The following is a 12,569-nucleotide window of genomic DNA, read 5'->3' as shown; positions in this document are numbered from 1 at the left end:
TTAGTCACGCAACACAATATTGGGGCTTAAATCGACATCACCTTCATGGTTTACGGTCGCAAACTCACTGCCGCGCCTAACCACAGCAAGCGGACCTGCCTCGGTGTTGCGAATAAAGGCGAGGTCATAGCCAAACTTCTGTAACTGGTAGACACCAAATTTCTGGTCCATCGAGAGGCGTTCCCACCACTCTGACTGATTCAATGCAATACGTCGGCGCTCAAAATCTTCAAGTTGCCGAAGTTCTTCTGTGCTGAGTTTCATTGATTCAGTTTCCATAACACCACGTGCGTAGCTAGTTACCCAAGTTTGGCGCAAGTATAACCTATGGATGATAGGTTGATCAGCTTTGGCCACTGTCATCTTAAAACAATAGTATAGATCAGATATCGCCGAACTATGACAGTGAGTATATACGAAAACTAAGCAAATGTTGATTCCTTTTAAATTTATAAGGAAATCAGCAAGGTTAAAAAATGATCTAAAAAGATCAAAAATTAGGCTGGTATTCCATTTTCTTTATGGTAGTCTTTCAGACCGGTTAGCAAAAAACCGCATAAGCTTAGCGCCCATTTGGCTGTAGCTTTAAATCAGTTTCCACAACTGAAAGAAAAATAAAAATAAAACGCAGTTATGGGGATTTCTAGTTCGTAACCCCTTGTTTTAAAAGCCCTTGATTCAAAAATACACACCAGAGGTTGATTACCTTTAGCTGGTGCGATAGGTCGTTGCACACAGACTTATGCACAGGTTGTCCACATTTGTATTCAAGTTGAGCTAAGGTATCATTCTGGCGTCTTAACGGCGCCTGTGGCATCCTAGCAACACGACTGGCATAACACCTATGCACCCTAAAGCAACGAAGCTCAAGTAGAGACACATCATGGCTGAAGTTCCAAAGAATCCATTCATATTAGTTGATGGCTCATCTTATTTATTTCGCGCATATTATGCGCCACCGCATATTACCACCGCAGCAGGGGAGCCAACTGGAGCCATTTATGGTGTCGTTAATATGCTTCGCAGTTTATTGAAGAAATATCAGCCATCGCATATGGCCGTTGTTTTTGACGCCAAAGGCCCCACATTCCGAAATGATATGTATGCTGAGTACAAGGCTAATCGGCCACCTATGCCTGATGACCTACGTCAGCAGATTCAGCCGTTACACGACATAGTACGGGCATTGGGATTACCCTTGTTATGCATTGATAGTGTAGAAGCTGATGACGTGATTGGTACCCTTGCTCGTCAAGCCGGCGAGGAGGGGCGTTTTACCTTGATCAGTACCGGTGACAAAGACATGGCGCAATTGGTGAATGACCATGTCATGTTGATTAATACCATGACGGATACCTTATTAGACCAAGCCGGTGTCGTTGCTAAATACGGGGTTGAACCTGAACAAATCATCGATTATTTGGCCTTGATGGGTGATAGCTCAGATAATATTCCGGGGCTACCTAAAGTAGGTGAAAAAACCGCCTTAGCCATGTTAACTGGCATGGGTTCGATCGATGCGATGCTGGCCGACCCTGATGCGCTAGCACAACTAAGTTTTCGTGGGGCAAAGACCATGCCCGACAAGCTGCGTGAGCATTGCGATATTCTTAAGCTCTCGCGCGAATTAGCTACCATTAAGCTTGATGTAGCCCTAGATTTTACTCCAGATCAACTAGCGATCAAGCCGGCCGATCAGGAGCAGTTGGTAAGCTTGTATCAAAGGTATGAATTTAAACGCTGGTTAGCTGAGGTCCTAGCTGAAGGTGCTAGCACGGACCAAGCGCTCGGATTGGCTGCAACTCCGGCTGCGGCCGCTGCTGCACCAACAGCAGGAGCGCCATTCCAACCGGACCAATATCAGCTCATCACTAGCATGCCCCAGTTGCAGCAGTGGTTGGAGAAATTACAGCAGGCCGACTATTTTGCGGTTGATACTGAAACGACCAGTCTGAATTATATGGAAGCCGAACTGGTGGGCATGTCTTTTGCGACTTCGGCAACGGAGGTTTGCTATATTCCGCTTGCTCATGATTACCCTGGGGCCCCAGATCAGCTTGATCGGGCCGAAGTCTTAGCTTTGTTTAAACCTTTGTTAGAAGACACAAAGCCCCAAAAGATTGGCCAAAACCTGAAATATGACAGCCATATTCTACGCCGCTACGGGATTAAATTAGCGGGTATCAAGAACGATACCATGCTCAATAGTTACGTCTTGAACAGTGTGGCATCGCGCCATGATATGGACAGCCTAAGCTTGCAGTTTCTTGGTCATAAGTCTATCTCGTTTGAAGAGATTGCTGGCAAAGGTGCCAAACAGCTCACTTTTAATCAAATTGCTTTAGAACAAGCCGCACCTTATGCCGCTGAAGATGCCGATGTCACCTTGCGCTTGCATCAACAGTTGTGGCCCCAAGTTGCTGATGTGACCGAGCTTAAGTCGGTGTTAGAAACCATCGAACTGCCACTCGTGCCAATCCTTGTGGCTATTGAGCAACAAGGCGTGCAAATCGATGCTCAGCAGTTAGCGCTACAAAGTCATGAGATAGCGAAAGAATTACAGCAGCTAGAAGCTCAAGCTTACGAGATTGCAGGCGAGACATTTAACTTAAGCTCGACCAAGCAACTCCAGACGATCTTGTTTGAGAAACTGCAAATTCCAGTGCAGAAAAAGACGCCCAAGGGTGCCCCCTCGACCGCTGAAGACGTGCTGCAAGAACTAGCCTTAGATTATCCGCTACCAGATATCATTCTACGCCACCGTGGCCTAAGTAAGCTGAAATCAACCTACACGGACAAGCTACCTAAGATGGTGAATCCCCGTACCGGACGTATTCATACTTCTTACCATCAGGCGGTAACTGCCACCGGTCGTTTGAGTTCAAGTGACCCTAATTTGCAGAATATTCCTATTCGAAATGAAGCCGGGCGGAGAGTTCGTAAAGCTTTTACCGCGCCTGCGGGTTACTCCATTATGGCTATCGACTACAGTCAAATTGAGCTGCGTATTATGGCTCATTTATCGCAAGACCCAGCTTTGGTTGAGGCGTTTTCTAAAGGTCGGGATATTCATAAAGCCACAGCCGCAGAAGTTTTCGGTGTCGCCTTAGATGCTGTCACTAGCGAACAGCGGCGTCGCGCCAAAGCAGTTAACTTTGGCTTGATCTACGGCATGTCGGCGTTTGGTTTAGCCCGTCAACTGGATATTCCGCGTCATGAAGCTCAGCTGTACATGGATAAGTATTTTGACCGTTTTCCTGGAGTGCTGCGGTACATGGAAGAAACCCGCGAACAAGCCAAACGAGATGGTTACGTGAAAACTATCTACGGACGTAGACTGCACTTGCCAGAAATCAAAGCTCAAAATGCGATGCGTAGAAAGGCCGCTGAGCGAGCCGCGATCAACGCCCCAATGCAGGGCTCTGCTGCGGATATTATTAAGCGTGCGATGATAGCGGTGGCTGATTTTATCGAGACAGAAGCGACGACTGACGATGTTCGAATGATCATGCAAGTACATGATGAATTGGTCTTTGAAGTAAAAACCGACAAGGTCGCAGACTATCAAGCTAAGCTGGTAGCAGTGATGGAGCAAGCCGCGGAACTACAAGTGCCATTGATTGCCGAAGCTGGGGTAGGCGACAACTGGGATGAAGCGCATTAATTTTTAAAGTATTTAAAAACAAATGGTTATGAACTTATTGGCAAATTATGCAAAAAAAATTCAGGTTTTTGGAACTTATCAAAATTTAGCCAGTCTGAATTAGTGAAAGGCGCATTAAACGAGTTTTTAAGTGTCGTTTGATTAACCTTTCAGAGATGTTCTCTCCCTGGATTGTAGTATGACTTTTGCCCGGCCTTGTGCCGGGCTTTTTCTTTTCTAAGCGAGGTTAAAGCGGCTTTTTACGCGACCGGCGATTGGCAATCCAAACACCGAATAAAATAGCAGCCATACCAAACCCATGGGCCATTAAGAACGGCTCACCATCAAGTACGCCTAAAATGAGGGCAACAATCGGAATCAGGTAGGTGACTGAACTAGTAAAGGTGGTGTCGGTTAATTTCACGACTGTGTTAAAGATAACCAGAGCTGCTGCCGTACCTACAATACCCAGCACTAATACCGCCGCCAAGGATAGCTGAACGCTCTCAAAATCGCTCACTTGGGCGATGAATGGCGTGGCAAACAGCAGATACAACAAGGCTGGTGGCGCTACTAGAAATAACGACACGCCAGTAATGGTTAGCGCACTAAGATCAGGAATATGGTGTTTGATGAGGTTTAAATTGAGGCCGTAACACACGGTGGCAGCAAGAATCAGTAATCCATACTGATTAAACGCAAACGCTCCGGCTTCTCCTGCAGTTACGAGTAGCGTCGTACCTACTAAACCTATAGCAATACCTAACCATTGTTGCGGCTTTGCTACTTGCTTGAAAATAAAGACCCCTATCACAAGGGTCGCAAGCGGAGTAAAGGTATTGAGGACGCCGGTAACGCCGCTGGGTAACTGAGTTTGAGCGAAGGCGAATAGAAAGGCTGGAATAAAACTACCAACCAAGCCAACACTTATGAGCTTGGGCCAATGATGACGCTGCACATTATGCACTCGCTTCACTATGAGCGGAAGCAGTACCAAGCCAGCTGAGGCAATTCGCAACGCAGCCAACTGATCTGGACTAAAAGTGAGCAACCCTTTTTTGATCAACAAAAACGAGCTGCCCCAAATCAGGGCCAAAAGTAACAGCAGCAACCAAGCCTTTAATGGCGGTACCTCAGGAGACTGTGTGCTATTCATGATCCGGTGATACTGACTCCGTGTCCAAGCTGTCATCAAGCTCTACAGCTTCGTCAACGACGGGCTGATTTAACCAGTCACTCAGTTTTGCCTCAACTGCTGGCAGGCCTAAGCGATTCAGCGATGAGAACATTTCAATGGTGATGTCACCACCAAACACCATAGCGGCCTCGCGTGCCTGTAATAAGGTTGACTTACGGGCTCCTGGTTTAAGCTTGTCCGCTTTGGTAAGCAGCACCAGCACCGGGATTTCGCTCTCGGTGGCCCAATGCAATAATTCTTGATCGACATCACGGTAGGGGTGACGGATATCCATCAATAATACGAGGCCTTTGAGCGAGCGACGCTTTTGTAAATACTCGCTTAGCGCTTGTTGCCATTTTTCTTTGATCGCAATCGGTACTTTTGCGTATCCATAACCAGGTAGGTCAATAAGACGCTTACCCGGAAGTACCTCAAATACGTTGATTAGTTGGGTGCGGCCAGGAGTCTTACTGGTGCGAGCCAGCGCCTTCTGCCGTGTGATAGTGTTTAATGCGCTAGATTTACCGGCATTAGAACGCCCAGCAAAAGCAATCTCGACCCCTGAGTCATCAGGTAATTGTCGAATATCGGCTGCGCTGGTGATAAATTTTGTTGGTTGAAAGTTTAATATGGTGCTCATAGACGTGCCAGACCTCAATAGAAAGCGTATACTAGCATGATTAGGCGTTTAATCCTTACAACTTTTGTGTAAAATAGCGTCTGTTACAACATCCAGAGCAGAGATATCGATCATGAAAAAAATTGCATTGTTCGTAGGCCTCTACGTTGGTTTGACCGGGTTTGCCATGGCGGCTACTGGTAATGCCGAAGCAGGTCAACAAAAAGCCGCCGTATGTGCCGCATGTCACGGACCTGATGGTAATGCTCCATCGGATATGTACCCGAAAATTGCGGGTCAGCATGAAGGGTACCTGTTTAAACAATTAAAAGATTATAAGCTAGCTGCTGAAACCGGCGGCTCGCAAGGCCGTGCTAACGCAATCATGCAGGGCCAAGTAATGATGTTAAGTGAGCAAGACATGGCTGACTTGGCGGCTTTCTATGCTGGTAAAGACATGAGCGGTGGCGAAGCACCTGAAGATGTCATTGCTGCCGGTAAAAAGCTATTTATCGCTGGTGATGAAACTCGTGGTATTGCAGCTTGTGCAGCTTGTCATGGTCCGCGTGGCGACGGCATGGGTTTAGCTAATTTCCCAGATATTTCTGGTCAGCATGCGGCTTATATGAAACAACAGTTAGAATTGTTCCGCAGCGGTGAACGTGCCAACGATATGAACAATATGATGCGTGACGTTGCCAGTAAACTGACCGATAAAGATATTGAAATTTTGTCTCAATACATCCAAGGCTTGTACTAAGCCTAGCGGGTAACGCACAAAATATGAGCAAAAAGGGCAGCTTGATAGCTGCCCTTTTTATTTTTTTGTTGCATCCAAATGACTGTTAAACCCGCGTAAAATAACGATTTGTCAATTATGGTTATATGAAATGCCTTTCTTATAACATAAAAGTCATTGATTAAATTTTGTGAATCAGTAGTCTGAATGCCATTGAAATCAAGCAAGCCCACGTGATTAGTGGCGTAGCGAGAATCAAGCGGGTTATTAATTAAGGCAAGAATGACCCAAAAAGGTTCAAGTAGAAAAGAATAATAATCCAGGGAATAACAACACGGCCAGGAGGCCGCCTTTTAACCAAGCACAATAAAAATAACAGAGCTCGGTTAATGCGCTTAACATAATAACAATAATAATAAAAAGCTCAGGGACGTTATAATTAAAAACAAGGAAGATAGTGACAACCGTTCTCGAAAATCGCACGTGCGCTGTGTGGAAAGATGAGAATAAATCAGGCGATGGCAACATCGCCTTTTTTATTGTCGCCAAGATAAGGTAAACTAGTAGCCAGTTTATTCACTTCCACAGTTGGAATGGCACTATATGACACGCCGTAAAAAAACCCGCAAAACAGGGCCATTAGCCCCTTCAAAACGCGTTATTCCCGAGTGGGAAAAGAGCAAACCCGATGCCTCAGGCGCGCACGCTGGCAAAGGTCGTAAACCTGGGAGTAGATTCAACGTTGCACCAGCCAGTAAAGCTCAGGCAACGGCTCAGGCTAATGTCCATGATCCACGGTTAGGTAGTAAAAAACCCATCACCCTTATGGCCGCAGATGCAGTGGCACCCGTAGTACCAAGTTTTGACCGTAAAGCAGCTATGGCGGAACTCGCAGCCATAGAAAATGATGAGCGGTTGCAGGATCTATTGGACCGTTTAGATGAAGGCGATGAACTATCTGTAGCTGAATCTCGTTATGTAGATGAACGTACCACGCGCTTTGAGCAACTAGCAGAGCTATTGGGCTTAGATCTAAACGACGATGAGGATGATGATGATTGATGCAAACATGCCCTGGTGGGGTTGGCTAATACTTGTTGCTGGGGTTCTGATCATTGCCGGCTTAGCTTTTTATGCTGGACGTTTGATTGCGCAAGTCAAGCTTCAGCGGCGTCAGTTGGATCAGCGTCGCGATGAAGCCCTAGCGGGACGTAATGAGCGCCTGCTAGAAAGCATTGTGACCATCGCCAAGGCCATGGAGCAGGGGCAATGTCCGCATTCTGAGGGGGCACTACGATTAGTGGTGCTGCTTGATTTGCGGGTCGAATCCAATACGGCAAAGTATGCTGAGCGTTATCCAGCGTTGCATGATATGTATGAACGGATTAAGCACATGCCTACTCATGACGCCCGCAAACAGTATCCAAAGCGAGAGATCCGTAAAATGGATCGCGAGCGTGAAGGCTATGAAGTGGAGCTAGAGCAGCAGATTTTGAATGATGTACGCCAGTTACTGAAGGACTTTGCTTAACTAGCAAAGTCCTGCAGTTTGCCAAACACGTTATTGCTTATAGACCTGCCCGTCTTTGATAACCAAATTGATCTCACTCATCAAGCTGATATCTTCAAGTGGATTACCTGGGACAGCAACCACATCGGCCTTATTGCCCGCTTTAAGGGTGCCAATGTCACTTACTCCGAGTAGGGTAGCAGCTTCAGCCGTAGCAGCGCGAATGGCCTCAAGAGGTGGCATGCCAGCCTCAACCATGTACTGAAACTCACGATAGTTCTCGCCGTGGTCATAAACCCCCGCATCGGTACCAAAAGCTATTTTGACACCGTATTTATAGGCTTCAGCAAAGGTGTTTTGAATCTTAGGGCCAATCTCGGCAGCTTTAGGTCGCACTAACTCGGGAAAATAACCGTCTATCTTGGCGCGGTCTGCTACCGAACGTCCGGCGGTGATGGTTGGCACATAATAGACGTTATTCTTCTTCATCGCACGCATCACTTCTTTATCCATGTAGGTGCCATGCTCAATAGAGTCTACCCCGGCCTCAATGGCGCGTAACATGCCTTCTTTACCATGGGCGTGGACGGTGACTTTCATGCCGTAGTCTTTGGCAGTTGTTACAATTTCGCGCAGTTCATCCATCATGAACTGTGGATTGTGGCCACTTTTTGCAACACTCAAGACACCACCGGTTACGGTTAGTTTGATCAGATCCGCACCATCTTGATAGCGAGCTCTGACCGCTTTCCGTGCGTCATAGGGGCCATCAACGACACCATCCGCTGGGGTTGGTTGTTCATATAAGCCTTCTTTGGCACCATTGGTGGGGTCTGCATGGCCGCCTGTGGTCGCAATGGATTTACCCGCTGAATAGATACGAGGACCTCGCACCTTACCAGCCTGAATAGCATCTCTTAAGGCGATACTGGCATTGTAGGAGTCACCTAGCTCGCGCACTGTGGTGAAACCTGCTAACAGCGTCTTCTCGGCATAGCTCACTGCATCTAGTGTGACATCCGCCGCGCTTTTGGTGAACTTATTCATGTAACTGCCAGGACCCAACTGCGAGGTAAGGTGAGTGTGCATATCAATAAATCCCGGCATAACAGTACTGTCTTTACGGTCGATGACGAGATCGCCAGCGGTAGCGGGTTTGTAGCCTTGTTCGATGCCAATGATACGGCCCTCATCAATAACAATAGTCATTTGTTGCTGTGGTTTATTTTGGGTGCCGTCTATTAAGGTCCCCGCATAGACCAGGGTGTCCGCGTAGGCGCTGCCTGATAGAGCTAAAAGGATTGAAGCTGATAGTAATGTACGCATGCTGTAGTCTCGCTGTTATTGTTGTTCTGCTGGAGCAATAGGTGCGCCAGTGCTGCCTGAGCGGCGGCTGACTTTCACCATAGCGCTGTCTTGGGGGTTAGGTCAAATGTTAGACAACAGTCCCACAAAAGCACTTGCTTAAGGTAACGCTAAAGAGCAACTTTTGTTATACTAGCCGTCGTTTAATTCTTACTGGCCACAACCCTATGTTTAAGCGTATTCGAGAAGATATTCGCAGTGTTTTCGCTCGCGACCCTGCGGCACGCAACAGTTTTGAAGTTCTGACGACCTATCCAGGCTTACACGCTATTTGGTGGCACCGTATGGCGCACAAATTGTGGGGATGGCGTTGCTATTGGTTAGCGCGTTTTATTTCTACCTTAGCGCGCTGGCTTACCGGCGTTGAAATCCACCCAGGTGCACGCATTGGGCGCCGTTTCTTTATTGATCACGGTATGGGTGTGGTGATTGGTGAAACCGCTGAGATTGGTGACGATGTGACCATTTATCATGGGGTTACCTTGGGCGGTACCAGTTGGAACCAAGGCAAACGCCATCCAACGCTAGCCGATGGGGTGGTGATTGGGGCAGGGGCCAAAGTCTTAGGGCCTATCACCATTGGTAAAAATGCGCGGATTGGCTCAAATGCGGTGGTCGTAAAAGATGTACCAGCTGAAAATACCGTCGTCGGCATTCCGGCGCGAGTAGCAGGCTCACCAGTCAATGCTGAAGTCACCAAGCGGCGCGAACAAATGGCTAAGCAATACGGCTTTGATGCCTACGCCATCTCAGCGGATAATCCGGACCCAGTAGCAACCGCCATTGGTCGCATGCTCGACCATGTGCATGTACTGGACCAGAAGGTTAGTGACTTATGCTGCGCAGTAAACAAGCTAGGTGGTAATGTCTGCGAAGAAATACCCCAAGTGCAACTGGACGATGAAGATTTTATTGATGCTGAAAAAGCAGCTGCAGAGCAGCGCAAGCGCGAACAGCACTAACATCTCTGGATCGGCACCTTTGGATCGGCGCCTTTGAATATGGGTCTTTAGACGAAAAAAAGCCGCTCATTGAGCGGCTTTTTAGAATGCGTTTCGCTAAATGCGTTGCTAAGGCAACGTCTTACATAGGTACTACGTTTTCAGCTTGTGGGCCTTTAGGACCTTGAGCGATAGTGAACTGAACAGTTTGACCTTCAGCTAAGGTTTTGAAACCGTCAGACTGAATAGCGCTGAAATGTACGAATACGTCTGCGCCTTGCTCTTGCTCGATGAAACCGAAACCTTTAGCTTCGTTAAAGAATTTTACTTTACCAGTTACTGTAGACATGCCGTGATTCCTCGTATTGCATGTGAAAATCTAGGGTAATGCTAATAAAAATACGTGTATTACTTGGGACTTACAAAACGAGGTACAGCAATAGACTTCGTAACAGGCCACAATTAGACAGCCGAATTTTTTCTAGCGACCGCCAGTATACGCTGATCACCTAAAGAGTCAATTAAAGATTTATTAACGCTTGTTGATTGCTTAACCGCCAACTTAGCCCCTAATCCAGTTTTTAGTAATATGGCGGAAAGTATCTGTGCCGGAACGGTGTAGCCATTCGTAAGCAGCCATCTCCGACGTGATGATGATGGCACCGGCTTGGCGTAAACGATGCAGAGCGGCTTGTTTGTCGCTATCGCGGCGAGAACTCACGGCATCTTCCACCACATACACTTGCTTGCCGGTACTAATGAGGTCGATGGCGGTTTGTAGAATACAGACATGGGTTTCCATCCCCATCAACACCACTTGATTGCGATCCATGTCGGCTAAAGCAGAGGTAAAATTAGGTTCTTGCATGGCACTAAAATGCATTTTCTCGATAACCTGGGCGTTTTCAATCACCCCAGCCAACTCGTCAACACTGATGCCTAACCCTTTAGGATATTGCTCAGTGACCAGAATCGGAACATTGAGCTCGTTAGCAATTTCACCTAACCAGCGCACTCTTGCCACTACTTTATCGCTTTGGTGAATCACCGGAGCGAGTTTCTGCTGTACATCAATGATAAGTACAACTGTATCTTCAGCACGAAGTAACATGTCATCTTCCTTTTCTAGAGGTAATACAAGTCAGCCAAAAGCTATTGCGTTTAATAGAGGTTAGTTATAGTTTGATAGAAACCATAGTAAGTTGTTAGTTTAATTTAAACAAGAACATCACAAGGATGCGGTCCAGATGCAACCGATTTCCGCTGATGCGGTGCTGCAAGAGTTTAGAAACAAGGTAACCGGCAATATCGTCTGGTTTATTGCGGGCACCACCCTGTTGTTGGCTGCAGTGCAAGGCTGGATGGGGCACTGGTGGCAAACTTTGATGATTCTAGTGGCCGGAGCTATTGCCGCGGCGGTGGCAGAATTGGCAGCAGAAATGACTTGGAGCCAATGGATTAATCAAGCAGATACTGCTTTACTTGAAGCCAAGAAACAGGGTCGTAATCAAGTGAGTCAAGTGCCGACAGGAATGCCAACCCATGACCGAATTTAGCTCCTTTATGCCTACCGCTGCAATCATGCCAACGAACGTCTGGCAGCGTTTTCGCTTAGTTGCGATGCGCACCATCTACTTTGGCGTAGGAGCAATATTGCTCATGCTAGCGGTCTTAGCAGCCATGGACAAGGCTTGGTGGCAAGCATTGGTATTACTTTTGGTGGGCGGTGCCTTTGTGGTGACCTGGTGGAGATATCAACAGCACTTGGCCCCACAGTGGATTAACTTCGTGTTTGTTTGTGCGCTAGGCGCATTGGTTAGTTTTAGCATGAAAAGTGCCGGCATGATGGCGGTGTACTGGATGTACCCGGTATTGGCGATGGTCTTTTTTATGTTCGATAAAACCATCTTCATTCTGGTCATTATGCTGGTGTACGCGCTTTTTGCCGCGGCAATGTATCAGTTTTTACCGTTCGACTACGCGTGGCGCATCGGTCTCTCCATGTTGGTTCTAATTGCGGTTGGCGCAACCTTTTTAGTGATGATGCTGAACATGCAGCGTAATCTGATTAAGGCGACCACCTCAGACCCTCTCACTGGTTTTTACAAACGCGAATATTTAGATGAATTACTGCAACACCACCTACAACAAGCTGAGCAGCGTCAGCACTCTTTGTGTTTGATGTTAATAGACTTAGATGCCTTTAAAGCGGTCAACGATAAATTCGGCTATATGTTTGGCGATGCGGTATTGCAAGATACGGCTCGCCGTATTCGCGCCTGCTGTCGTCCAGATGATATTTTTATTCGCGGCAATGGCGCAGAGTTTATTGTGATTTTTCCTAATGCCAGTTTACGGGAGGCCGCGCAGTACAGTGGCTGTGTACTGGATAATTTACGCCATGAACCTTTTGCTATCAAAAGCATGATGGCACGGGTAACGGCCAGCGCTGGGGTCACTCAATGGCGTCCCGGCGAAAGCTGGGAGCAACTGTTAGAAAAGGCCGACGATGCTATGGATACAGCGAAGAGCCAAGGTCGAGATCGGCTTAGAATTGCGCAATAAATTTGCA

13 protein-coding genes are annotated in these 12,569 nt (G+C 47.2%); 7 read left to right on the top strand and 6 right to left on the bottom strand.

The genetic code is table 11. From position 1 onward, the window contains the following. Positions 1 to 279: a hypothetical protein gene (locus KGF88_RS11295; RefSeq protein ID WP_153826559.1), complete on the bottom strand. Its 279-nt coding sequence runs from the start codon at positions 277 to 279 to the stop codon at positions 1 to 3. Positions 280 to 883: 604 nt separating this feature from the next. On the opposite strand from KGF88_RS11295, the gene polA reads away from it, so the two are divergent. Further along, positions 884 to 3,664: a DNA polymerase I gene (gene polA, locus KGF88_RS11290; protein WP_153826560.1), complete on the top strand. Its 2,781-nt coding sequence runs from the start codon at positions 884 to 886 to the stop codon at positions 3,662 to 3,664. A gap of 226 nt (positions 3,665 to 3,890) precedes the next feature. On the opposite strand, the gene KGF88_RS11285 is transcribed toward polA, so the two are convergent. After that, positions 3,891 to 4,799 (bottom strand): DMT family transporter, encoded by a 909-nt coding sequence (locus KGF88_RS11285; RefSeq protein ID WP_153826561.1) that lies wholly within the window; start codon positions 4,797 to 4,799, stop codon positions 3,891 to 3,893. After that, on the bottom strand, positions 4,792 to 5,463 hold the full coding sequence (gene yihA / locus KGF88_RS11280) for a ribosome biogenesis GTP-binding protein YihA/YsxC (protein WP_110075684.1): 672 nt from the start codon (positions 5,461 to 5,463) through the stop codon (positions 4,792 to 4,794). Before yihA ends, KGF88_RS11285 begins: the two co-directional genes overlap by 8 nt. Positions 5,464 to 5,575: 112 nt before the next feature. Between yihA and KGF88_RS11275 the strand changes: the two genes are divergently transcribed. The 3 genes from KGF88_RS11275 (at position 5,576) to KGF88_RS11265 (ending at position 7,712) form a co-directional block, all read left to right on the top strand. Further along, entirely contained in the window at positions 5,576 to 6,202 is a 627-nt protein-coding gene (locus KGF88_RS11275) for a c-type cytochrome (protein WP_153826562.1), read from the top strand. Between the two features lie 582 nt (positions 6,203 to 6,784). Continuing rightward, entirely contained in the window at positions 6,785 to 7,243 is a 459-nt protein-coding gene (gene yihI / locus KGF88_RS11270; protein ID WP_153826563.1) for a Der GTPase-activating protein YihI, read from the top strand. Continuing rightward, a complete protein-coding gene (locus KGF88_RS11265) occupies positions 7,230 to 7,712 on the top strand; it encodes a DUF2489 domain-containing protein (RefSeq protein WP_238387590.1) in 483 nt (160 codons plus the stop codon). Before yihI ends, KGF88_RS11265 begins: the two co-directional genes overlap by 14 nt. Before the next feature lie 30 nt (positions 7,713 to 7,742). Here the strand turns inward: KGF88_RS11265 and KGF88_RS11260 are convergent, their stop codons facing one another. Next, complete coding sequence (locus tag KGF88_RS11260; protein WP_153826564.1) at positions 7,743 to 9,017, bottom strand: metal-dependent hydrolase family protein; 1,275 nt, start codon at positions 9,015 to 9,017, stop codon at positions 7,743 to 7,745. A 206-nt stretch (positions 9,018 to 9,223) separates the two neighbouring features. Between KGF88_RS11260 and cysE the strand changes: the two genes are divergently transcribed. After that, positions 9,224 to 10,018 carry a serine O-acetyltransferase gene (cysE, locus tag KGF88_RS11255; protein ID WP_153826565.1) on the top strand — a complete coding sequence of 265 codons (795 nt, stop codon included), beginning with the start codon at positions 9,224 to 9,226 and terminating at the stop codon, positions 10,016 to 10,018. A gap of 121 nt (positions 10,019 to 10,139) precedes the next feature. Here the strand turns inward: cysE and KGF88_RS11250 are convergent, their stop codons facing one another. Then, positions 10,140 to 10,346: a cold-shock protein gene (locus KGF88_RS11250; protein WP_034733468.1), complete on the bottom strand. Its 207-nt coding sequence runs from the start codon at positions 10,344 to 10,346 to the stop codon at positions 10,140 to 10,142. A gap of 213 nt (positions 10,347 to 10,559) precedes the next feature. Further along, entirely contained in the window at positions 10,560 to 11,108 is a 549-nt protein-coding gene (locus KGF88_RS11245) for a hydrolase (RefSeq protein ID WP_153826566.1), read from the bottom strand. A gap of 136 nt (positions 11,109 to 11,244) precedes the next feature. Between KGF88_RS11245 and KGF88_RS11240 the strand changes: the two genes are divergently transcribed. After that, entirely contained in the window at positions 11,245 to 11,553 is a 309-nt protein-coding gene (locus KGF88_RS11240; protein ID WP_153826567.1) for a hypothetical protein, read from the top strand. Next, positions 11,540 to 12,562, top strand: a complete 1,023-nt coding sequence (locus KGF88_RS11235) for a sensor domain-containing diguanylate cyclase (RefSeq protein ID WP_153826568.1) — start codon at positions 11,540 to 11,542, stop codon at positions 12,560 to 12,562. Before KGF88_RS11240 ends, KGF88_RS11235 begins: the two co-directional genes overlap by 14 nt. Positions 12,563 to 12,569: the final 7 nt, after the last annotated feature.

This window comes from Idiomarina loihiensis (genome assembly GCF_024584785.1).
GTDB classification, from domain to species: domain Bacteria; phylum Pseudomonadota; class Gammaproteobacteria; order Enterobacterales; family Alteromonadaceae; genus Pseudidiomarina; species Pseudidiomarina fusca.
This window is presented reverse-complemented; position numbering and strand designations above follow the sequence as displayed.

Excerpts from the sequence above, each read along its gene's own strand:
- KGF88_RS11295 (WP_153826559.1), bottom strand. The coding sequence starts at position 279 with ATGGAAACTGAATCAATGAAACTCAGCACAGAAGAACTTCGGCAACTT.
- polA (WP_153826560.1), top strand. The coding sequence starts at position 884 with ATGGCTGAAGTTCCAAAGAATCCATTCATATTAGTTGATGGCTCATCT.
- KGF88_RS11285 (WP_153826561.1), bottom strand. The coding sequence starts at position 4,799 with ATGAATAGCACACAGTCTCCTGAGGTACCGCCATTAAAGGCTTGGTTG.
- yihA (WP_110075684.1), bottom strand. The coding sequence starts at position 5,463 with ATGAGCACCATATTAAACTTTCAACCAACAAAATTTATCACCAGCGCA.
- KGF88_RS11275 (WP_153826562.1), top strand. The coding sequence starts at position 5,576 with ATGAAAAAAATTGCATTGTTCGTAGGCCTCTACGTTGGTTTGACCGGG.
- yihI (WP_153826563.1), top strand. The coding sequence starts at position 6,785 with ATGACACGCCGTAAAAAAACCCGCAAAACAGGGCCATTAGCCCCTTCA.
- KGF88_RS11265 (WP_238387590.1), top strand. The coding sequence starts at position 7,230 with ATGATGATGATTGATGCAAACATGCCCTGGTGGGGTTGGCTAATACTT.
- KGF88_RS11260 (WP_153826564.1), bottom strand. The coding sequence starts at position 9,017 with ATGCGTACATTACTATCAGCTTCAATCCTTTTAGCTCTATCAGGCAGC.
- cysE (WP_153826565.1), top strand. The coding sequence starts at position 9,224 with ATGTTTAAGCGTATTCGAGAAGATATTCGCAGTGTTTTCGCTCGCGAC.
- KGF88_RS11250 (WP_034733468.1), bottom strand. The coding sequence starts at position 10,346 with ATGTCTACAGTAACTGGTAAAGTAAAATTCTTTAACGAAGCTAAAGGT.
- KGF88_RS11245 (WP_153826566.1), bottom strand. The coding sequence starts at position 11,108 with ATGTTACTTCGTGCTGAAGATACAGTTGTACTTATCATTGATGTACAG.
- KGF88_RS11240 (WP_153826567.1), top strand. The coding sequence starts at position 11,245 with ATGCAACCGATTTCCGCTGATGCGGTGCTGCAAGAGTTTAGAAACAAG.
- KGF88_RS11235 (WP_153826568.1), top strand. The coding sequence starts at position 11,540 with ATGACCGAATTTAGCTCCTTTATGCCTACCGCTGCAATCATGCCAACG.